The sequence below is a fragment of the Sphingobacterium sp. UBA3519 genome (assembly GCF_002377215.1).
Lineage (GTDB): Bacteria > Bacteroidota > Bacteroidia > Sphingobacteriales > Sphingobacteriaceae > Sphingobacterium > Sphingobacterium multivorum.
The window spans coordinates 1-20,625 of record NZ_DFPI01000029.1 but is presented as its reverse complement, the minus strand read 5'-3'; the positions used below and the strand labels follow the sequence as shown (position 1 = coordinate 20,625).

The 20,625-nt window shown below is 39.2% G+C and carries 22 protein-coding genes; 5 read left to right on the top strand and 17 right to left on the bottom strand.

The window, feature by feature from the left end:
* Positions 1 to 43: 43 nt before the first annotated feature.
* Entirely contained in the window at positions 44 to 196 is a 153-nt protein-coding gene (locus B3297_RS19355; RefSeq protein ID WP_115048587.1) for a lmo0937 family membrane protein, read from the bottom strand.
* A gap of 409 nt (positions 197 to 605) precedes the next feature.
* Here B3297_RS19355 and B3297_RS19350 point away from each other — a divergent pair, with 409 nt between their 5' ends.
* Together B3297_RS19350 and B3297_RS19345 are read left to right on the top strand one after the other, a co-directional pair.
* A complete protein-coding gene (locus B3297_RS19350) occupies positions 606 to 1,106 on the top strand; it encodes an RNA polymerase sigma factor (RefSeq protein ID WP_046676293.1) in 501 nt (166 codons plus the stop codon).
* 358 nt (positions 1,107 to 1,464) lie between these two features.
* The gene (locus B3297_RS19345; RefSeq protein WP_139144944.1) at positions 1,465 to 2,550 is read left to right on the top strand and encodes a hypothetical protein; all 1,086 of its coding nucleotides are present in this window, start codon (positions 1,465 to 1,467) and stop codon (positions 2,548 to 2,550) included.
* Between the two features lie 10 nt (positions 2,551 to 2,560).
* On the opposite strand, the gene B3297_RS19340 is transcribed toward B3297_RS19345, so the two are convergent.
* From B3297_RS19340 to B3297_RS19325, 4 genes are all read right to left on the bottom strand, one after another.
* Positions 2,561 to 3,121, bottom strand: a complete 561-nt coding sequence (locus B3297_RS19340; RefSeq protein ID WP_236560188.1) for a hypothetical protein — start codon at positions 3,119 to 3,121, stop codon at positions 2,561 to 2,563.
* Between the two features lie 957 nt (positions 3,122 to 4,078).
* Positions 4,079 to 4,315 (bottom strand): hypothetical protein, encoded by a 237-nt coding sequence (locus B3297_RS19335; protein WP_070564469.1) that lies wholly within the window; start codon positions 4,313 to 4,315, stop codon positions 4,079 to 4,081.
* 276 nt (positions 4,316 to 4,591) lie between these two features.
* The gene (locus B3297_RS19330; protein ID WP_286710280.1) at positions 4,592 to 6,076 is read right to left on the bottom strand and encodes a hypothetical protein; all 1,485 of its coding nucleotides are present in this window, start codon (positions 6,074 to 6,076) and stop codon (positions 4,592 to 4,594) included.
* Between the two features lie 37 nt (positions 6,077 to 6,113).
* Positions 6,114 to 6,302 carry a hypothetical protein gene (locus B3297_RS19325; RefSeq protein WP_070564463.1) on the bottom strand — a complete coding sequence of 63 codons (189 nt, stop codon included), beginning with the start codon at positions 6,300 to 6,302 and terminating at the stop codon, positions 6,114 to 6,116.
* A 306-nt stretch (positions 6,303 to 6,608) separates the two neighbouring features.
* Here B3297_RS19325 and B3297_RS19320 point away from each other — a divergent pair, with 306 nt between their 5' ends.
* Both B3297_RS19320 and B3297_RS19315 read left to right on the top strand, forming a co-directional pair.
* The gene (locus B3297_RS19320) at positions 6,609 to 6,803 is read left to right on the top strand and encodes a hypothetical protein (protein ID WP_286710281.1); all 195 of its coding nucleotides are present in this window, start codon (positions 6,609 to 6,611) and stop codon (positions 6,801 to 6,803) included.
* Positions 6,781 to 7,236, top strand: a complete 456-nt coding sequence (locus B3297_RS19315) for a helix-turn-helix transcriptional regulator (protein ID WP_286710282.1) — start codon at positions 6,781 to 6,783, stop codon at positions 7,234 to 7,236. The genes B3297_RS19320 and B3297_RS19315 overlap by 23 nt, the downstream gene beginning before the upstream one ends.
* Positions 7,237 to 7,399: 163 nt before the next feature.
* Here the strand turns inward: B3297_RS19315 and B3297_RS19310 are convergent, their stop codons facing one another.
* The 12 genes from B3297_RS19310 to B3297_RS19255 form a co-directional block, all read right to left on the bottom strand.
* A complete protein-coding gene (locus tag B3297_RS19310; protein WP_083295872.1) occupies positions 7,400 to 8,119 on the bottom strand; it encodes a DUF3575 domain-containing protein in 720 nt (239 codons plus the stop codon).
* Between the two features lie 336 nt (positions 8,120 to 8,455).
* Positions 8,456 to 9,976, bottom strand: a complete 1,521-nt coding sequence (locus B3297_RS19305) for a glycoside hydrolase (protein WP_083295871.1) — start codon at positions 9,974 to 9,976, stop codon at positions 8,456 to 8,458.
* Between the two features lie 250 nt (positions 9,977 to 10,226).
* Positions 10,227 to 11,414 (bottom strand): serine hydrolase domain-containing protein, encoded by a 1,188-nt coding sequence (locus tag B3297_RS19300; RefSeq protein WP_070564458.1) that lies wholly within the window; start codon positions 11,412 to 11,414, stop codon positions 10,227 to 10,229.
* Positions 11,415 to 11,649: 235 nt separating this feature from the next.
* Positions 11,650 to 13,002, bottom strand: a complete 1,353-nt coding sequence (locus tag B3297_RS19295; protein WP_070564455.1) for a DUF3472 domain-containing protein — start codon at positions 13,000 to 13,002, stop codon at positions 11,650 to 11,652.
* A 237-nt stretch (positions 13,003 to 13,239) separates the two neighbouring features.
* Positions 13,240 to 13,656: a nuclear transport factor 2 family protein gene (locus B3297_RS19290; protein WP_070564452.1), complete on the bottom strand. Its 417-nt coding sequence runs from the start codon at positions 13,654 to 13,656 to the stop codon at positions 13,240 to 13,242.
* A 66-nt stretch (positions 13,657 to 13,722) separates the two neighbouring features.
* Positions 13,723 to 15,264: a M20/M25/M40 family metallo-hydrolase gene (locus tag B3297_RS19285; protein WP_070564572.1), complete on the bottom strand. Its 1,542-nt coding sequence runs from the start codon at positions 15,262 to 15,264 to the stop codon at positions 13,723 to 13,725.
* A 118-nt stretch (positions 15,265 to 15,382) separates the two neighbouring features.
* A complete protein-coding gene (locus B3297_RS19280) occupies positions 15,383 to 16,483 on the bottom strand; it encodes a DNA alkylation repair protein (RefSeq protein ID WP_286779319.1) in 1,101 nt (366 codons plus the stop codon).
* Between the two features lie 78 nt (positions 16,484 to 16,561).
* A complete protein-coding gene (locus B3297_RS19275) occupies positions 16,562 to 16,972 on the bottom strand; it encodes a VOC family protein (RefSeq protein ID WP_070564449.1) in 411 nt (136 codons plus the stop codon).
* 96 nt (positions 16,973 to 17,068) lie between these two features.
* Entirely contained in the window at positions 17,069 to 17,752 is a 684-nt protein-coding gene (locus B3297_RS19270; protein ID WP_070564446.1) for an ATP-dependent Clp protease proteolytic subunit, read from the bottom strand.
* 12 nt (positions 17,753 to 17,764) lie between these two features.
* Positions 17,765 to 18,037 carry a hypothetical protein gene (locus tag B3297_RS19265; protein WP_139144943.1) on the bottom strand — a complete coding sequence of 91 codons (273 nt, stop codon included), beginning with the start codon at positions 18,035 to 18,037 and terminating at the stop codon, positions 17,765 to 17,767.
* Entirely contained in the window at positions 18,018 to 18,572 is a 555-nt protein-coding gene (locus tag B3297_RS19260; protein WP_286779318.1) for an RNA polymerase sigma factor, read from the bottom strand. Before B3297_RS19260 ends, B3297_RS19265 begins: the two co-directional genes overlap by 20 nt.
* A 130-nt stretch (positions 18,573 to 18,702) precedes the next feature.
* Positions 18,703 to 19,659 (bottom strand): bifunctional helix-turn-helix transcriptional regulator/GNAT family N-acetyltransferase, encoded by a 957-nt coding sequence (locus B3297_RS19255; RefSeq protein WP_070564440.1) that lies wholly within the window; start codon positions 19,657 to 19,659, stop codon positions 18,703 to 18,705.
* 172 nt (positions 19,660 to 19,831) lie between these two features.
* Here B3297_RS19255 and B3297_RS19250 point away from each other — a divergent pair.
* Positions 19,832 to 20,625: class I SAM-dependent methyltransferase (locus tag B3297_RS19250; RefSeq protein ID WP_286779317.1), on the top strand; the 794-nt coding region annotated here is incomplete at its 3' end.

Here is a 20,625-nt window from a genome sequence, read left to right as displayed (position 1 = left end):
TGCCTTTTTGAGACAGCCTCTTGTTTCATCTTTTGAGTTCAGTTTAAGCAGCACCACGAATTACACGTAATAAAACGACAATAATGGCAATGACCAATAACACGTGGATGATATTTCCCGTAGCGTAACCTCCAAAAAAGCTTATCGCCCAAATGATGACCAATATAACGGCGATGATGTACAATAGATTTCCCATAATTTGATTTTTTTATTTAGAACAGCTTTCGAATAGTGATAGTTTGCTTTGATATCGTATTTCGATCAATTGCGTGTTCAGTTTTCTCAACAACTATATACAATGTTCATCTGAATATAAAATGCTAAAACGCAGAATAAACGTATTTCTAACATTTCAGCAGTAAATAAATACCTTATTATCTTTTTTTATTAGTTGCTTATTTTTTGATCATTATTTAAAATAAATGTCAAAAAGCTATTAAACTTTGCTTAATTAGCTTTATAAAATAGGAAAACGTATTTCTACCCTCAACGCTGCTATTTATTTTTTGGCGCAAATGGAGCTTCAAATCTAGCATCCTTCTTGTTACCTCTGTTCATGTAAAACCATTTTAAACAATCAGTTGAAAAAAGAAAGAGGATAAGTTATGAACAACTACAATTTAAATGTACTCATCAACGAAAAAAGAAGTTTGCTTAATCATTTTGCTGCTAAATTTACAGCTGATCCGGATGAAAAGGAAGATTTGATCCAAGAAACCTGGATAAGGGCATTGAAGTCCATAGACAACTTTGTGCAGCATCCGAAGTTAATGAGCTGGCTATATGTGATTATGAAGCATACGTATATTAATAAGTATAGAAAAGCCAAGCGCGTGACGGAAATTCAGGATAATTATATTGCCTTAGAAAGTACCAACACGTCTGAACTCAATAAAGGGATCAATAAGTTTATGGCCGAAGACATCGAAAAAGCGATGACCAGTCTTACGCCCGAAAATTATGAAATTTTCCGTCTATTTTTAGATGGTTATAAATACCATGAAATCGCTTCCTATTTTAATATGCCAGAAGGCACTATAAAGACCAGAATTCACATGGTACGTAAAAAGCTGCAAAAACAGCTCAAAGTTTATCGCTTAAATTAACTGTTTCGACGACTATAAATAAAAGCTAGGCTTCAATTGTCTAGCTTTTATTCCTCGAAAGAGGACATTTTGCTTTGCGATAAACGCTGTGGTAAAGTCAATCAGAATATCAAAATCAACTTCTTCAATAGCAGTTTTATCGTATCTACAGGAGTGTTGGAGATCGACACAACCTGTCACTCCGCGATAAAAATATTTTTCATGTAGATGCTTTTTTACCTAGCATAACTGTCAAGGGGATGTATTGTTTTTTGAAAATAAGTTCTCGGAAACTGTTTCACTTCAATTTTATTCAAACAAGAAGCTTCCTGCAATTGTTGTTACATATAACTGTATTTATTTCTTAACGGATTTCTTTATGATAATGTTCGAAAAACAACTTTTGCAAACCCTTATTCGGGTTCAGGATAAATTATGTGTCACCATCTCTGTCAATACCCATCGCACACATCCTGATAATCTCAGTGACCGCATAAAAATCAAAAATTTTAAAAGAGAAGCGATTGATAGGTTGTTGGATAAACATGATCAGAAAGATATTGCTGGTCTGATCGAAAAATTGGAAAAAATAGATCAAGAGCTCGATATCAATTATAATCTTGAAAGTCTTCATATTTTCGTTTCTGATACCATCAGTGAAGTTTTCAAGTCCTCTTGGGAGACAAACCAAGAAGGAGTCCATATCAGCAATACATTTGCAGTACGCCCGTTGGTGAAGGAGATTGGCCGTCAAACCAGTTATCTTGTGATGCTCCTTTCGCAAAGCGGTGTCCACCTTTTTCGAGCCACCAATGGTCGTATTGTTGAGGATATCAGTAGCGAAGAGTTCCCGATTCCCGAAAATCAATTCCATAACACATTTCCGGATAAGAGCAGTGATGCCAAACATCTTGATGATCTTCTCAGGGAATATCTTAATCGGGTTGATAAAGCGCTTTTACGATTTATTGGTGAAGAGAGGATTGGCACGCTCGTTTTCTGTACAGAAGATAACTATAGCAAGCTCTTACAGGTTGCAGATCGCCCCTCGGTCTATTACGGATACCTGCCTATTGATTATAACAACATTGAAACACATCAGTTGGAGAGCCGTGCTTGGAATTTTATGAAACAGGAGCTTGTACGAAAAAATGAGGACTACTTTAAAGAATTGGAAGCAGCTGTGGGCAAGGGCTTAGTGATCACTGATCTTCAAGAAATCTATCGCGCCTGCCAAGATGGCCGCGGGGATATCTTAGTGGTTCAAGAAAGCTTCCATCAGGCCGTAAAGATTCTTTCGGATCGGGATATAGCTATAGTAGACAGCCCTATAGGATTGGACACGATCGACGACATCAGTAGTTTATTGGCCTTGTTGATCGACGAAAGGGGAGGACAGACCGTATATGTTCCTCAGATACCGAATGAGGAATTACAACCTATTGCCCTGAAGACTCGGTACTAGTCCAATTAAGTTAATTATGCTTAGTGAATAACCATTTTTGGAGCTCGTCCGTTAGTAGAAACGGAATGACAATATTATTATGCTGTAAATTTTTAAAAGTTGTGAAATTGAGTTTACGATTTCCGTGCAGCTTTTTGTACAAAACTTCGCTTCCAATATAAGAATTCTCTATATCTTTTTCACCATGGATAAGCCAAATGTTTTTATGAACAAGTGTGTTGATATTAGATAGATCTGGTACAGCGGCGATAGAAATCATTGCTGCGAATTTTTCTGGGGCCAGGCTCATGAGGTTTTGTGCTGTTGACGCTCCCATAGAATAACCGACGAGATAAATTCGATTTTTATCGATATTTTTAAACTCGTCTTCAATATTTTCTATCAATTCTAAAATTTGCCGTGCATCTCTTGAAGGTCTTGCCTCAAGTATACCATTCTTATTCAATTCGTAGATTGATGAACGCTTTTCAAACTGTGGGGCAACAACGAAACAGTTGAACCTTGTATAAATATCTTCTCTAATCCAGGTTCTTGCCAAATGCTCTAATTGGTTTTCATTGTCACTACCCATTCTAGAGAATTATGAAATGTAATGACAACAGGATATTTTCTTTTTGAATTGAAATTTTTTGGTAAGAGAAGCCGGTAAGGTATTGTAACGAACTCATTGGTGAATATCCTTTTCTCATATTGATCCGTGCTTAACTGGCTTAATATTGTTCTAGTTTCAACAAATGTTGCACTATCTATTCGTCTATTATCGTATTTGTGTCTTTGTGCAAAACAAAAATTACATGTAATTAAATTTAATAGAATACCAAATTGTAGAAAAAAACTTGATCGTTTTTGTAGCATAAGACCTTATTGGCTAGTGATTCGTGTATACTTATATATTAATTCCAATATAATTTCGATTGCGTAATCCAATGGTATTGATTACGGCATTAATATCGTGTTCTGTGCATTGCAGCTTTTTGTCCACAATAGCCGCAAAAAAATAGTTTCTATCGCACAATTGCAATTAAGACATTTATTATTCATTGCTGGGTTAATTGTTTTTTTTGCAAATATAATTTTATTATCGAGATATATCGCCTTACTCCGCTCTTTAATTTCATCGTACTGAATCGCTATTTCAACGAAAATTAGACACATGCAATTATCTCCGCTCGGAAGCTATTAAACTAGTTTTTTATATTTGAAGCGTAAATCAGTAATGACACTTACACTAAATGGTAGCGACGACGGGTTGAATCGCTCAAAAAGAATGTGAATTTAGAATAGCTTTTATGGAAAATGAATTTTAGATGCATCATTTAGATAAGTTATTGAATGTACATTCTTTATGCTGAAAAAAAATATACCTATTTTATAAAGTAATCGATCCATTTGATTATGTTGAAGCCTCTTGATTTACCAAAAATCAGAGGCTTTGTTTTTCGCCTCGCGTCAAAAACAATCTTGAAAATAACAAGGCCATTTCTGTAGAACTGGCCTTGTTATTTATATTGTTCAATCTAAATGGGTTTTAATCATTTCCATGATCCTCTGACGCATAGGAAAATTTAACTGATTTTTGCGGATAAGCTTCCATACTCTTGCGGCTTGTATTTTTGATAATGGTTTTGATACTAACGCGATCGCCCAATTTATAGTAAGTTTCTACGGTCTGATAATCCAGTAGGTAGGGACCACAAAAGTAATTCCCGTTGTCATCTTTTTCGATGATTCCCTGATAAAGCCCTGTTCTTGTCTCTTTTGGCATGTTAATTTAATTTGAAGAACAAAGGTAGCAAGAGTATTTGGAGAAAATGATATTAAAAATAAAATTAGGGACATTTTATTAAAATTCTGGAAAACACCTCCCAGTGACCGTTCTAAATAGCGGATAGAAGACTAAGTTGATTTGATTGTTGAAACTACCAGAATCCGGGATCGAATAACTGCATAAAATCATGATTTAAAGAAAACAATGGAGCAAGATGAGGTCAATAGCTCAGGTCTTGCTCCATTGCTTTTTTATTGGATAATAAACGGTCTTTTATTTGCTTTTTACACAGCGTATACCGATTTGATTATTTTGATGTACGTCTACGATTGAAACGCCAGTTGTTGTTAATATCAATGCTGGTTTGGAGTTACCTTGAACGGACGCGCTTGCCCAGTAGACGCCTACCGCTCCAGTCGGAATGTTGTTGCTTCCCGAAGAAGAACGCACAAAATTGTTGTCAGGGAGGAACATATAATTATCTTTATTTGTGGTTGGTATAGTAGATGTCCCGAGGAACCAGCCTGTTTGACCATTATAACTACCTCTAACGACACCCATATTAATCAATGACTGATATTCCGTTTGTGTAGCTGTTCGCCAACCAGTGCCTAAAGCGCCTTCACAGTATGTTGCAGATCCATTTCCTCCATAAACACCTCCTTTTATATATTGAGCTGATGCGATTGTGATCGGCGCAGTGCCCGTCAAGTTAGCCGAACTCCAATAGTAGTTCGAAGTAGGTACGTCGATTGCTCCTTTGGGTACCAAGCGAAGCTTTAAACTATATTTTACACCTTTTTGTAAGCTTAAATTCGATAAATCTATTGTTCCCGAGCGTGCGCCATTTTGTGTAGAGTTTAGGGATACTGTTCCAAAATTCACTTTACCAACTGTCGTTCCTTCGGTAATAAGCAGTGTTGCATTACTCGTCCATGCGAGCCCTGTACCACTAAAAGCGACGTTACGTGCCGTCGATGAACCACCTTGGGTGAAAATCCCATCAGCCAGTTTAACCGAAGCCGTTTCATAATTTGGAGAGATTGTACTACTAGTCATGGAGGTGATATTGCCAACTACGTTGGCGGAAGTACTTTCTAGCGTAGCCTGTACTTGCGTAAATAGGTGACTTAAGATGAGATCGACGGCCAGTGTTTGGTTAGCGATTACAGTGACCGGCATTTTTTTCCATAAGATGTCTGTATCTGCACCAGTTACATTAAACGTAATGTTCGCCAACGCTTGATTAAAATTGATTGAAGGAAAAGTCTGACCATTTGCAACGGCGATAGCAACAAAGGTATAAGACCCTGCGGGAAGCGATAGATTCCAATTTGTACCACTAGTCGAATATGTTAATATTCCTGTATCTTTAACATAATTTCCTGTAGCATTGTAGACCGCAATAGTATATTTGGCCCCAGTACTCAGTGAAACAGGTGTTGTGGCCATTTTAAGCCCTGTAGATGCACGCAATGCGTTTGATGAAGTAGCGGGCTCCGCTGTCAAAGTGGCCAGTACCGAAAGTTCACTGTTAAAAGGAACAATGGACTCCCGGATGTTCGAAAGTGTATTATTTAAAAGTTTGTTGGTCGATAATTTTGATTGGAGATCGGTATCTTCGTCAGCGAAAGAGACCCCACTCATTTTTATCCTAACATTCCCATCTGTCTCGACAGCCGTTTTGCTTTCATTTTTGCTACATGACGCGAAAAGTATAATGAATAAGGGGAGGAAGTGAATAAATTGATTTTTCATTTTTCGTTTTTTTGATTAATTGATCTCAATGGGAGCGCTACCACCATCCGTCACTTTTACTTTGAGTCTGTGATTCTTCGTTTTCCCATGTCTGCTTTACATCTCCAGAAGTGTGGGCATTTGAACCTGCCGCTATGCCATTTTCTAATAAAACGACAGTCATTTTAATCTGAGGTACCTGGTAGGGTAGTTTACCAGTTGCAGATTTAAAAAGTTTCTTGTTCATAACAATGTATTTTATAAGTTTAAATATTCTATAGTTCTTTCGCTAGCCTAATGGCTTATTTCGAGAGCTAGTGAATTAGTGTATGATGATATGGCATGCTTAAATTCTGTTGTAAAAGACGTACTTTATGGCCTTACTTGGTAAGTTCTAAGAGGGATATAGCATGTTTATGCTATATTTCAAACAGGATATAACAGGAATATGTTAGGCGTGTAGCTGAATATCTACATGCTTGTAAAACAAGTTATTATGGTTGTTTTAAATGATTATATTTGTCTTACTAGGTTAATTAAACCAGCCATATTTATGAAGACTACTAGCCATGCTGTTATCTTAGATGACCAGAAAATAGTTGCTTTTTCCTTTGCACTCTTGTTGAAGCGGGAATGTGGAATAGAATTAGTCCAGTCCTTTAGTCAGGGGTCTGAATTCCTTCAATTTTTACGTGCTTTTGGAAAGCAGGATCTGTTTGTTTTTTTTGGATTACTATCTTCCAAATGAAAATGGACTTTCGTTGTTGACCGAGATCAGACGTATAAATGGGGATGCAAAGATCATCTTTTTGACTGGAGCAACAGCTCCTGCTGTGATATCGAGTATTCTTCAGTACCGTCCGGAAGCTGTGCTAAGTAAATCTTGTGAATTAAGTGAAGTACTGGCCTGCTTTGATGCGATAAAGAAAAAAGAAATATATATATGTAGCAAATTTGAACGCATTTTATCCACATCTAATAAAAAAATCAAAACATTTACACCGAGAGAGATCGAAGTATTACAATATTTCTCGGAGGGTTATAGCGTCGCTGAGACAGCTTCAAAAACCTTTTTGAGCCCACACACAGTTGTTGCACATCGCAGGAAGATGATGGCAAAAGCAGAATGTCAAACCATTGGACAAATGCTTAAGTATGCCCGTGAGCATAATCTAATTTGATAAACTAGCGATAGGGATGTTATTCCTTAAATAGTTGATCTATTTCTTCCCGAAACTGGAATGAAAACTGCATAAAGGATCCTTAGCGATTGCTATGGATAAAAGCGCACCAATATTGTGCGCTTATGGGAAAAGATGATACGAGGAACGTAGGATCTTGTAATTAAAACCGGTAGCCTATGGATAATGCGGTGCGAATACCGGCAAACGGTCCGCTAGTGCTTAGTGTTACGCCATCGGCATTTACTTCTTTTTTGATTTTCATGAGTTTACTATCAAATTCATCCAGTTGTCTCCTTACTTCGCGTTGTTCGTCTGCATTTAATGGAGTTTTCCCTTCGAACTTTCCATTGTTGAAGCCATAACCGGGACCGACAATGCGCCAGTCTAAATAGATGTTTTGTCCAAGTTTCCATTGGTTACCGACAGCTACCCCACCGGTAAAAGCATCTAAGCTGCCCGATAGAGGTACTTCACGGTGATAATTTGATTCATCGACGGTAATCTTTGTGTGTACACTGTAATTGGCGTATTTGACAAAGGGCGCGATATAGAATCCTTTTAACACTTCTTTATTCCCGAGGTAGAAACGTACTTCGGGGGTAATGGAAAAAGCGCCTAATTTAGCTTCACCCAAAATATTATTATCATCATCAAAAACAGATTCCCATAGGGATTTAAAGGGTAAGTTGGTTTTTGGACGATAACTTATCGTTCCATTGATCGATAGGTGCTCATTGAGCGATCTTTCATACTCCAATGCAATATTTCCGACAGATAGGGGCCAAAGATTTAGTTTGATAAGATTTGATTTTTCTTGTGCTTTTAATCCAGAGATAGTACATATCCCAAGAGTAAGCATCGTAAGGTAGCGCAATTTCATAGTAGTTTTTCCAAAATATAGGTAGCAAAGATATTGGAATATATTTTAGTTCGGAAAGAACAGGTGCGTTCTTCAATTTGTTTTTTAAACATTATATTTCCTAATGATTTAGAATTGATTTTTTAAAGAACGAAAGCCAGCTGGATTTTGTTCTTTAAATTCTTATTTTTAGAAGTCGTTCAAATTTTTATGCTTTCGAAGGCATATCTTCAGATGCTATGGAAAGTTAAGTTTTCAAGATAAAGGGAAATAGGCAATGGCACAAAATTTAGAACTAGAATATGTGTTTTGAACAATACACTGAGGGAGGACAGCTCCCTCAGTATGATGAACAAATTAAAGTTTGTTGCCTTCTAAAGTGCTTATACTTTTAGCAGGTATTGTTAAGGAATAGACACCTGAGCTGTTTGGTGTTACAGCTCCGACATTACCCCAATGGCCAGAACTGCTTGCCGTGGTTTGGTAATTGTTCAGCGCACCGCTTGCAAAACCTGTGAGGTTGATATCCAATGGAACAGCTGCAGTACCCGTGTTGGTGACAACTAAGGCAAACTTACCCGATTGAGGATCTTTGTAAGCCGAAATCAATAAGCCATTTCCATTTTGAACCGCTACATTGATACGCATATAACCTGCTTTGATAAACCTGGAATAATGTCCCATCACATCATACGTTTTTGGAAACTCCAAAGAACCATCACTCTTTGTGCAAATAAGCGCCTCATTATTTTGAAATGCCAGCATCCTTAGCCAAAACACATAGGCATTGGCATTACAATCCGCCAGTAGTTTGTGCATATTAACGGCCAGTTTCAAGCCGCCTTCAATGCCACTGTCATAATTGCCGCCATCATCGGACGCTTCTGTTACCCACATTGGTTTACCACCAATACTAAAATTCCACATGGACGGACTCTGGTTAAACCCACGTTGACCAGTGATGATGCCACTTATTTCAACGTAGCCGTGCCCCGCAAGGATGTCGACATTGCTTCTGTCCATGCCTGAGAGGAAATTATCGGCAGTTCCCCAGGCCGCATTTTCGGAAGATATAATCTTGGTGGATTGTAGACCAGCGCCGTTTAATTCTGGACGGAGATTGTTGGTAATAAATTGTCCCAAATGCGAAGCGTCCCAATAAGAAGCATCCCAGTCTGAAAAGACATTTTCAGGCTCATTTGAAGGAGAGATAGCATTGATTGTAATTCCTTCATTTTGAAATGATTTTACAAATCCAGTCAGGTAGCGCGCGAAAGCTGTTGAAGAAGTATTAAAATTAAGTCCATTAAACCATTTCGCGGAAATACTGCTCGTATTGGTCTTCATGTATAAGGGCGGAGTCCAGGTACTTGCCATAACGAAGGGAACTTGGAATCTTTCTTTTGCTTTCTTGATGATCCAGACCTGTCCAAGCTGTTCTTTTTCATCTGCTGTCAAATTCTGATAAGTCGCACTATTGGGGTCTACGTCAATCGAAACTCCTGCCGGTTTAATGGTAACGACCTTGGTCTGTTGATTAAAAGGATAGGTATGAAGTACTTTTCCACGAAGGATATTCAGTTTCAATCCACTGCCTCCCCATAAATAATCCAGAATACTATCTCTTTTTGCGGATTCAAAGAATGGAACAATCCGGCCTCCGAATGCACCAAATCCATCAATCTTTTGATAGGTTTGATCCCAATTTAATGTTGCAATTGTAGCTCCTGCCTGTGCGGATACAGCAGCTTTTTTGTTCAGTTGTGCTTCTGGACTCTCAGGAGTTAATGAAGCTTTTTGGCAACTAAAAATAGAAAATGTGGAAACTACGGCCAAAACAGCATAAAGTCTGTTCCAGCGACTGGTTAATTTTAACATAACTTAGTTTTTAAGATTTGTGAATGAATCATTAATTTAAATGTGCTTGGTTTTTCAAGCGGTTCTCATTGTCGTTGTTTTGTTTGCCTCCTTTCTTTAGTTAAAAAAATAAACATTCACCGATTTCCACATTGGTTAGTCTCCGAAAATTAATAATATTTTGGGAGAATTTATTATTACTTCTCTTATTTTAATTTTATTTTTTATTGAATTAAAAATAAATACATATTTTTTTAATGATAACTTAATTTTAATCCTTCTTTTCTGCTGAAGATGAAGGCTGAACCTGTCGCCGATCATACAGTAATAACTGATGTCTAATGTCATTTTCAAGTTCACTGACCTTGCGTTGATCAATGGTGTCGTTGACCATAATAACGATACCATAATCATCTGTGGGATACAGCACACATAAGGTATTGTAGCCTATTTTAGTATTTCCATCGTGATAGAAATAGCGAACCCCACGTTCGTCACGATTGATCATCCAACCGAGCCCCATACCAAATCCATCGTCTTTTCCATAAGTCAGTTGATGTGTTAGACCAAGGGCTCTATCGTTTAGTTTGAGGTTGGCTTCGATGTAGATCAACATATCATTGATCGTTGAATTCATTGTGGGACCAAAGTAAAACCCGCTCAGATTCGCAAATGGAACAGGCTGACCTTTATTGTCATGGCCCTGTACAACGTCGTTTATTTGTGACTCATCTAAATAGGGCGTTGTATAATGCATACCGAGGTTTCCCTTCATATATGCGCTGATAAGATGTTCATAGGAATCTTTATAGCTACTTTCCAATAGCGCAATAAGTACCATCACAGCCGTGCTATTGTAACTGAACTTTGTACCTGGGACGGTGTCGGGCTTGACTTTCCTCAGATCATCCAATAGGTCGTCACGACTGTACTTTCCAAGATAGTCTACCTGTTCCGGAATAGTGAGCCCCCTTAAACTATCGACAACTTTGGTAGGTAGCGATCTGAAAGTCTTTGGAAGGGCAGAAGTATGATTTGCTAGATGCTTAACGCGGATTCCATGGCCGCGGTATTGTAAATTGGAATAACCTCCTGGCAAGTATTTACGGATATCATCATCGAGGTTGATTTTCTTATCAAGGACCGCTTGCGCAAGTAGAGCGCCGACAAAGGTTTTCGCCACCGATCCAATGTTGTAATAGTTATCGGCGTTTGGTAACTTTTCTCTACTGTAGGTGTAGGTTGTTTTGTGCCCTTTAATATAAATCCCAATAGACACACTAAATGTATTGTTGTTGGAAAGATAATCAACAACGGAACAGTTTACAATTGTATCGAGTTGGTTTTTAAGTTTATGGTCAGTATTGATGGGTGAAAGATACTGTCCGTTTGATGAAAGGCTACTAATTAGCAACAGGGTGCTCAATAGGATAAATAAGGGTTTGGATAGTATATTCATAAACAAGTTTATTGTTCTTGATGCTGGAATCTATCGTCGGTATTCGGAAAAGCCATTGGGTTTACAACCTGCCCTAGGCGGGGGATTAGCTAATTTTATTAAAGTGTTAGTGAAAGGTACGAATTGTTATGTAAATATCACAAGGTTAAGTTTTTAAAAGGGCAATACTTCATTTGAACGTATCGCCCCTTTACATGGAATATAAACTACTAATAATTTGCTGTAAACATGCGTATTACGGCAGTGTTGTTAGATTTATTGAAGGTGCTGTGCCAGTACCTGCTTGTGTAAATTTCGTTCCGGGATTTACGACAGTATTGAAAAAACCGCCATTTTTCAGGAAGAAGCTATTCCCGGTTATTCCGCCAATGGCGTCTATCCGCTGGTTATTGGAATAGGTTGCATCAACCGTAAAGGTACTTTCCACGACTTTCAGCCAAGTTCCAGCAGATGTTCGAACCCATTGATTACTATATTCTGCCGAACGTCCCAGAAAGCCGTTGTCGGCGTTGAAATTTTCGAGGAAGCTATGAAATCCTGTTAAATAAGTATTTGTTTTGGGACGTTTCCAACTTGCAATGAGTATCCAAGTATTGGTCGAAGGATCATTAAACCATGCTGTAAAATCAGTACTTCCATTATTATCAGGTTCTCCCTTTAATAAAAATTTATAGGTAGTAGCGGCAGTCCAATTAAACTTGAGGTAGCTTTGTCCGCCAGAACCTTCGCCACCGAACTCTCCTGTCGTGGTATTTGCACCTTTTCTATTTAATGTAATGCGGTCCTCTGCAGGTATTTGTGATGGGTTATCGGTGCTATATGGACTCCAAACAGAAAATAATATTCTGCGCTCTGTCGCTGAATTGACCTGCATTCCGAAATATCCTTGGCCGAAGCCATTTGCCATAAAGTAAGATCCTATTTTATCTTCTCCTGCGGGGACTTTCACCTCGCTATAATAATAGGAAACTTGCTGATTTGTTGGAATGGTATAACTCAAATGGCAGGATGGACCCCGTCGCGACCAATAGTAGGTATTATCTACATTATTGTCACTATAAATTACTGTGCCATTCGTTGCCGAACTATCTAAAATCAAATGGGATACATCGGCAAAGTAACCACCTGACTTGGATACACCTTGAAGATCCATTTTTATATAACCCGCCGCATTTAGCGAATAGGTACCAACAGTGTAATCCTTAAGGGTTCCACCCTTAAGTTTGATTTGTTTACTTACACCGTTGATCGTTAACTTCACCGTACTGCTATCGCCGGACGGTAATACTTTAGCCCTTATTTTAACACGTAAAGCGCCTGCTTGGGGGACCTTTGCATAGGTACTGATCACACTATTGGCATTGGTCCAGTTTGCCAAGCCATTGCTATTGATGACTTCAACTGCACCGGAAGGTGCTGAAGTAACAAAGGCATTACCACCTAAGGGAACTTCGTATCCGCTTGCTCCAGGGGATGCAGCGCGGAGCGATAATTTCTCTTCTAAATTGGTTTGCACCTCGCTTTTTTTGCAAGACAGAAAGCTTGCCAATACCGCGCAAAGCAGTAGTGTAAATTTGGGATATCTCATAAGTTAAATTTAATTGTTGACTCTAATTTTATAAATACAATTAAATTAAACGAAAATTATTCAATGCAATCGTTTGTGTGAATTGCTTTTGTAACAAAAGGGATACGTTAGATAGTCACCATTGTTTATTTAATGAACTATCATTAGGTAAATGCTGCAATGCACAATAGCTTAAATAGTCTCCAGTGGTTTGCTGCACACAGCCGTTTTATCTGACGATTTGCTAAGCCATCTCGATTATTCGGCCAGTTTATCGGCATGTCGATGCAAAAGCTTCCAATTGCCTTGCTCTTTTCTGAAGATTTCGGTGATTCTGAGATTGAAAATCACTGCTGAATCTCGCCCTTTTACGTTGACTGTCGAACGTTGTATACCCGTCCAGTAAGCTAGCGAATCACAGGCATATTGATGGATCACTTCAAATTTGTTTTCTGCACCCGGAAGGAAATTGGAAGCTCCTTTTTGATTAAAATCATTGACCTCGGATACCCCAGAGATGTATATTCCATTGGGCGGAAAAATTGTTGCCGGCTCATTCGAGACAGAAATGTCTTTAAGAGAGTCAAAATGGCCCTCCACAAAATCTGTTGAGGATTTCAATCGGATAGCCATAAATTTTTCGAATTCCAAGAGTGCGTTATTGTCTGTTTTCATATTTCTTATCTGTGTTTGTTAAAAAATTAACCAGTGTGTGAATGTAATTGCGAAGATTGTCCATGGTTAAATCTTTTCATCGTCGTAGTGACGCATCATGTAATAAAAATAGTCTATCATCTTCAGGTAGTTTTCAATGCTGATGTATTCATTGGTACTATGCATACTCTGCTGTTCGGCGTGATTAATTTTAATGGGCATAAAACGATAGATATGATCACTGAGATGCTGATATTTGATGGCGTCGGTTCCGCCCACCGTCAGGTAGGGCGTAATAATAAGATCGGGGTATAGTCTGCGGATAGCAATTTCCATCATTTTGTAGGCTTTAGCGTCTGTTGGTGAAACTTTGGATGCTTCTCGGGCATTGTCGACCTGTTCGATCTCAACATCAAACCCGCTTGTAGCCTGCTCGACATGATCCCGAACTTCCTGTAGGGTGTTTTCGGGTAGCAGTCTAAAATTGACAACAAATTCAACTTCAGGTGAAAGGACATTGGGGGCATCGCTGCCTTTCATCATTGTCAGTGCCGTAGTTGTTCGCACGAGAGCATTAGTCGAATGGTTTTTCGTTAGTTGAGCCAGAAGTAAAGGTTCAAGAAGCCAGCGGTTAGCGATCGCAAATCGGGAGGCAAAAGGCATGCTGCCACCAACCTGTTGAAAGAAGTTTTGGATAATGGGGTTGATCTGTGCTTTCATCTGGTGATTTTCTAAGCGCTGCATGATGACTGCCGCTTGACCAATTGCACTCGTTGTTGGGGGCATCGAAGAGTGCCCACCAAGACCTTTAACCTTTATTTTCAGGGATAAAAATCCCTTCTCCGCGCAACCGATCAATGCTACATCCGAGCTGATCCCCTCGACCGAGCCCTTTTCCAGAATGAGTCCACCCTCGTCATAAACGGCTTCGAATTTAAGGCCCTTTTCTTTGAAGTAGTCTGCTATTTTGGCTGCGCCACGTACGCCCCCAACTTCTTCATCAAAACCAAAAGCGAGGTAGATATCCCGCTTGGGCTGTACCTGTTCTCGAACCAGCTGTTCTGTCGCTTCAAGTAAGGAGAAAAGCATTCCTTTCATGTCTAAGCTTCCACGTCCATAAATGCGGCCGTTGGCTACTGCTCCCGAAAAAGGTGCATAGTCCCACTCTTCGGCGATTTCGCTTACAGGTGGTATCGCCTGGTCGCTAGGCTGAAATAGTGATGAATCGTTGTTTTTTATGGCAGCTGAACCAGGAGGGACGACATCCGTATGGGAAAGAAAGAGTAGCGGATGCAAGCTCTTGTCGCTTCCCTTGAGTCGAAAGACCAGCGCATGACCATTGATTGTATAGGTTTCCAGCGAGCGATAGATCAGTGGAAAGTTGTACCTGATATAATTATTAAGTTCTTCAAAAGGAGCATGATTAAATAATATCGAGTCGCCAATAGAGATGGTGGCTATTTTGATACCGCCGGCAAATCGGGCAACAATGCTGTCATTGACCGCTGGCGGCATTGGCGCCACCTCCGATTTTTTGACTCGCGTAAACGGATAAGTCAGCGTTCTAATGAAAAGCCCAATGATAAATAGAATAAGTAAGACAAAAAAGATTAAGAGAATTTTCTTCATAACAGACTTCATATTAATATAAACCACCTACCACATATACCTTGGAAAAAGTCATCCAGCGCATATTCTATTGTTTCTAGTAGAACACGAAAGCCCTTCGTTTGTTTCTTATGTCCCATTAAATGTGCAATAGCTCAAATTCCTGTTGGACCCTTTCTCGCCCATTGACAATAATGGAGATTTTATGCTTCCCTGCATAGAATTTCCGGGTGGTAATCAATTTAAAAGATTGCTTTCGCTCGATACGGTTTATCTCAGCTCCCTGATAAATTCGTTCACTAATTTTAAAAACCTTTCGAGATAGCTGGCCATTTGATTTTTGATAATATAACCCATACTCCAGACGTAGTGATTTAGCGGTGCTGCTTCCATTCTCGATTTCAAAAGAAAAAATAAGATGTTCACCTACTTTAACAGCCTGTGTATGAATACTGAGATTGGTAACATCGAAATCGCTACAATCCAGTCCATAAAAGCTTAGAATTGCTGGATGCCCTTGTTTGAGTAAGGTACGGCAGCCATGTTTGATGATAGCATCTGTATTTTTACTGATACCTTTCCATTGCTGGGCAATACCCAAGACAAGATGGGGATGATCCTTAGCGATATCGTTGAGATTGTTGGCTACACTTCTTCTGACGCTCTCGGATGAATCATTATGGAGGTTTTGTAGGATGGACAGGATAGGAGTAGGATCATTTTTCAACGATGGAATTGCCATCGCCCAAGGGAGTCGAGGTCGAGATCCTTCGCTTGCAAGGCGTCGTACCTGAGCATGTGGACTTTTGGACCACCTTTCCATTTCCGCGATCATTCGAGATCCATAGTTGATAATAAATGGGCGAACGGCAAATTCGCAGCTGATAAATCTCGTGACGATTTCAAATGACTGTACAGCTGTTTCAAAATCTTCGATGCCGTAAGTTTCGATATAGTCTGGAAAAATAACATATTCAAGTCCTCCCGGATGCTTCGTTTTTAGGAGATGTCCCACAACTTGTCTTAGTAAGGCCGCTGCTTCAGGAAAGGAGTTCGGCATAAATTCATGCAAGACCGCTGTGCTATGTTTTGTGCGCTGTTTCCATTCCATTTCATGAAAACTGCCTGCAAAAACACGTTTGATAAACTGTTCTCTGTTAAAATTGTTATCAACGAGGTGGAACTGATCAGCAATAAACTGATAGAATTCCCATGTATATATATCTTTAATGAGGGACATGAGCTGAATAGCTGTTAAATGTCAATTAATGAAGACAAGATACTATATTCGATGTTAGTATCTTGTCAGATGAGCAGACTAGTTAGTAGCGTCTAAACCAAATTTCTTGATGGCCTCAGGGCTCAGTGGCGTGAAAAAGTTAAGCAGGTTACCATCGGGGTCACAAAAAAGCAATGAGCGATTGCCCCAAGGCATTGTTGTCGGCTCCTGAACGATTTTTGAAGCACTATTTTTGATCCGAATATATTCATGATCTACATTTTCCACTAAAAATTCAATAATAATGGGGGCCGTGTTGCCAAAGACAGTGGGGCTGTCGCTAAACATTTGCATCGTACGCGTACTTCCAATAGCTATGGTAATCGAACTGGTGGAAACTTCAGCGAAATCTGGTGTAAACCATTGCGCGGTGAGGCCCAGGATTTCTTCATAGAATGTGACGGATTGCTGGATGTCATTTGCAATCAGTCGAATGGATGTTAATTTCATGATGATCTAAATTTATTGATAACAAAATTAAACGGACTATTGACAATAGTCTGTCAATAGTCCGTTTGAAATTGTTCATAAATTTAATGATCATCGCTAGGTCAGTACGTCGTCAATAATTCCAAATTCTTTTGCTTCTGAAGCAACCATCCAGTGATCCCGGTCGCTAACATCATGTACACGTTGATAGCTTTGTCCACTATGTTTGGCAATAATATCGTACAGCTCCTTCTTTATTTTCAACACTTGATTGGCTGTAATTTCAATGTCAGATGCCTGCCCTTGAACACCGCCCAGCGGTTGATGCAACATCACCCGTGCGTGCTGCAGGGCGCTACGCTTGCCGGCGGCGCCGCCACAGAGTAATATCGCGCCAAAAGAGAGTGCCATACCGGTGCAGATTGTTGCAACATCAGGACTGATCAATTGCATCGTATCATAAATACCTAATCCAGCATAAACTTCGCCGCCAGGAGAGTTGATATACAGTTGTATATCTTTTTTGGGATCAACAGATTGAAGAAATAGCAGCTGGGCTTGTACGATATTGGCGATGTTGGATTCTACGGCAGCACCCATAAAGATAATACGGTCAATCATCAATCTGGAAAATACGTCCATCTGTGATACGCGCAATTCGCGTTCTTCGGTGATATATGGAGTCATGGCAAGCGGCATGCGGGATTGCTCGATACCGGAAATGTAATGATCCACCAGATCTTTTTGGACATAGCAGTGCCCTACCGCAAATTTGCGGAACTCATTTTTGTCAATCGTCATGATGTTAAGAATTTAGGATTTGCGAAATAACTTTAGTATTTTTTTTCTAAAAGAGACATGTTCAGGATATGTAAATAATGCTTGCGTTATGGCTTCAATTTCAGTTTTTAATTGTTTGCGCCCAAATTGCTGAATAGCTTCATAAGCTTTTTGTTGCGCAATAACCTTGTCTGCCAATTCTTCGTCCAATACCAATTGCGCTTCAAAAAGCAACGCTTCTTCTGGTTCAGCCATTCCAAAGATATATGCTTCTATCTGCTGGGTCTCATTCCATGAAGTCATCATAAACCAGGGATTTTTCTTTAACGGATTCTCTAACTTTCTCCAGGCATTTGAATTTCTGTACAGTGGCGCTCCTTACGCCCGAATAGCCATATTCATCTGCAATTTCTTGCAGGGACATTTGATCATAATAGAAGCTTTTCAAAAGTTCTAAACATTTGCGCCCGGCAATCTCCAAAAAGCGAAACAGCCTTGCGCTAGAAGGAGACTCTTCGGTTGTCAAAGCAATATCCACTTGATCTAGGGAGAGGTTTGGGCTGGATTGACCATACCGTTTAAGCCATAGATTTTTGGCTGTTCCGACCAAATAACCAATAGCGTTGTTTAGTGGTGTTTCTTTTAAATGTATCTTTTCATAATACACCAGTAAAGCGTCCTGAAATACATCTTTGGCTTCATCTAAATTACCGCCCATGCGACTGATATACTTAGCCACGATAGGAAATGTACTTTTATACAAGTTCATAAAGAGCACCTGCCGGTCTATTGTTCGATTTGAATTGATCAATTGTTGCATAGCAATATCATTTATAGACATGTACCAATTTAGCGAAAAGTATCACCTTTTATTTGAAAATTAATTAAACAAAAATGCTTCCCCAAAAAAAGGAAGCATTCATTCGCTTATCTGAGTTGACTATTCCAGTGTATGTTTCTACTGCGCAGGGTTATTTTTTTAAATCCAGTTCCATCTGGATATTACAGCGTTGATAAGTACTTGGAAAGCCATTGATTTTTTGAAAACCTAACTTGTGATAGAGATTGATCGCAGGTTTTAAAATGGTGTTGCTCTCGAGAAACAGTTTTGAAGCCCCTAGAGTCTTTGCTTCTTCAATAATTGCTTTTCCCAAAAGATAGCCTATATTTTTGCCCTGCACTGTTGGAGAAACCACCATTTTTGCCAATTCATAGTCAAAATCGGGATGATTCATTTTGATAAGTGAACATACACCTACGGGCTTGTCATTATAAAGAGCAACCATAATTTTGCCGCCTTTTGCCAAAATATACTCCTCAGGGTTGTCAAGTGCTTTATGGTCCGCCTCTTCCAATTCAAAATAGGTGGAAATCCATTCCTCATTCAAGGACTTAAATGCTAAGCGGTAGGCTGGATTGTACGGTACAATGTTGATATCCTTACTTTCACGCATTTTCTTTTGCTCTTGCACCCGTTTCAATAAGGATTTTTGTTCAAGGAGAAATTCCCATTCCGCTAAAGCTTCCCATAGATTGTGCGTAGCTTCCTGGATAATCCCATCAATGGCACGATCGATATCGATACATTGAATTTTCATTCTTTCCCATAGCATTTTTCCTTTATTACTCAATCCAACCATATTTCTCCGTTTATCCATAGAGCGAAGGTTATCTTCAAGTAGGCCCGCTTCGATCATTTCTTTAACGATTTTAGTGACCGACGGCTGGGAGTGGCCAATCTCTGTTGCTATATCAGTAATTGTCTTGGAATCACCTTCCGATAAAATAAAGAATACGGGAAACCATTTGGGTGCAAATTCAATCTGATAAAGCTCGTGTATCCGGGCGGCTTCTTCTGTGATGTTGGAAGCCATGTAACGCAATCTGCTACCTAAGGCTATTTTTCCTGTTTTTTCAAATAATTCCATCGTATTATAAGTAATTATATAACTAGTTATGTAAATGTAGGAAAATTATTTGAATGTTTTAAAATTGAATTTTAAAATTAGACTGGAGAAAAATATATCGTTGCTTATTTCGTTATATTTCAATAAATTCAACACATAAAAAACCAGAACCCCTTAAAATAGACCGAAGGACATGAACGAGTTAGAAACTTATTTCCGAAATAATAATGCGAAGCTAATCAATAAATGGATGCATTATTTCGATATATACGACAGACATTTTAGTCGTTTCAAAGGCAAAGAGATCGTGGTGTTGGAAGTTGGGGTTTTTCAGGGTGGAAGTCTGCAGATGTGGAAGAACTATTTTGGCGATCGTGCTAAAATATATGGTATTGACATCAATCCGCACTGTAAGGAACTCGAAGAAGAAAATGTCGAGATCTTTATTGGTTCGCAGTCCGACCGAAAGTTTCTGCGTCAGGTAAAAGAGTCTATTCCGCCGATCGATATATTGATTGATGATGGTGGCCATACGATGAAACAACAGATTGTGACATTTGAGGAGCTTTTTGATCATGTGAAAGACAATGGCGTATACCTTTGTGAAGATTTACATACATCTTATCAGGTATTTTATGGTGGTGGCCATAAAAGGAATGGTACTTTTATAGAGTATAGTAAAAATTTTATTGATTACATCAATGCTTACCATTCTGAGCAACGTGGATTGAAGGTCAACGGATTTACGCGTTCGGTAGGGTCTCTACACTACTACGATAGCATCCTGGTGGTGGAGAAACTTCGAAGGGATGAAGCGCCGATCCATATGAAAACAGGGGCGGCGACAGTGAAAGATTTCAATGCGGCTCCCACAGGATTCGATGGATTAAAATGGAAGATTAAAAAACCTGCTTTAACCGTGATCAACAAGTTGCTCCGCTTTTTCCGTATTGGCGGGTTTATGTGGGATCATACCGAAAGTTTGGG

What these genes read in the sequence shown, in the direction of transcription:
- B3297_RS19355 (WP_115048587.1), bottom strand. Translation starts at nt 196, where the DNA reads ATGGGAAATCTATTGTACATCATCGCCGTTATATTGGTCATCATTTGG.
- B3297_RS19350 (WP_046676293.1), top strand. Translation starts at nt 606, where the DNA reads ATGAACAACTACAATTTAAATGTACTCATCAACGAAAAAAGAAGTTTG.
- B3297_RS19345 (WP_139144944.1), top strand. Translation starts at nt 1,465, where the DNA reads ATGATAATGTTCGAAAAACAACTTTTGCAAACCCTTATTCGGGTTCAG.
- B3297_RS19340 (WP_236560188.1), bottom strand. Translation starts at nt 3,121, where the DNA reads ATGGGTAGTGACAATGAAAACCAATTAGAGCATTTGGCAAGAACCTGG.
- B3297_RS19335 (WP_070564469.1), bottom strand. Translation starts at nt 4,315, where the DNA reads ATGCCAAAAGAGACAAGAACAGGGCTTTATCAGGGAATCATCGAAAAA.
- B3297_RS19330 (WP_286710280.1), bottom strand. Translation starts at nt 6,076, where the DNA reads ATGAAAAATCAATTTATTCACTTCCTCCCCTTATTCATTATACTTTTC.
- B3297_RS19325 (WP_070564463.1), bottom strand. Translation starts at nt 6,302, where the DNA reads ATGAACAAGAAACTTTTTAAATCTGCAACTGGTAAACTACCCTACCAG.
- B3297_RS19320 (WP_286710281.1), top strand. Translation starts at nt 6,609, where the DNA reads ATGAAGACTACTAGCCATGCTGTTATCTTAGATGACCAGAAAATAGTT.
- B3297_RS19310 (WP_083295872.1), bottom strand. Translation starts at nt 8,119, where the DNA reads ATGAAATTGCGCTACCTTACGATGCTTACTCTTGGGATATGTACTATC.
- B3297_RS19305 (WP_083295871.1), bottom strand. Translation starts at nt 9,976, where the DNA reads ATGTTAAAATTAACCAGTCGCTGGAACAGACTTTATGCTGTTTTGGCC.
- B3297_RS19300 (WP_070564458.1), bottom strand. Translation starts at nt 11,414, where the DNA reads ATGAATATACTATCCAAACCCTTATTTATCCTATTGAGCACCCTGTTG.
- B3297_RS19295 (WP_070564455.1), bottom strand. Translation starts at nt 13,002, where the DNA reads ATGAGATATCCCAAATTTACACTACTGCTTTGCGCGGTATTGGCAAGC.
- B3297_RS19290 (WP_070564452.1), bottom strand. Translation starts at nt 13,656, where the DNA reads ATGAAAACAGACAATAACGCACTCTTGGAATTCGAAAAATTTATGGCT.
- B3297_RS19285 (WP_070564572.1), bottom strand. Translation starts at nt 15,264, where the DNA reads ATGAAGAAAATTCTCTTAATCTTTTTTGTCTTACTTATTCTATTTATC.
- B3297_RS19280 (WP_286779319.1), bottom strand. Translation starts at nt 16,483, where the DNA reads ATGTCCCTCATTAAAGATATATATACATGGGAATTCTATCAGTTTATT.
- B3297_RS19275 (WP_070564449.1), bottom strand. Translation starts at nt 16,972, where the DNA reads ATGAAATTAACATCCATTCGACTGATTGCAAATGACATCCAGCAATCC.
- B3297_RS19270 (WP_070564446.1), bottom strand. Translation starts at nt 17,752, where the DNA reads ATGACGATTGACAAAAATGAGTTCCGCAAATTTGCGGTAGGGCACTGC.
- B3297_RS19265 (WP_139144943.1), bottom strand. Translation starts at nt 18,037, where the DNA reads ATGATGACTTCATGGAATGAGACCCAGCAGATAGAAGCATATATCTTT.
- B3297_RS19260 (WP_286779318.1), bottom strand. Translation starts at nt 18,572, where the DNA reads ATGTCTATAAATGATATTGCTATGCAACAATTGATCAATTCAAATCGA.
- B3297_RS19255 (WP_070564440.1), bottom strand. Translation starts at nt 19,659, where the DNA reads ATGGAATTATTTGAAAAAACAGGAAAAATAGCCTTAGGTAGCAGATTG.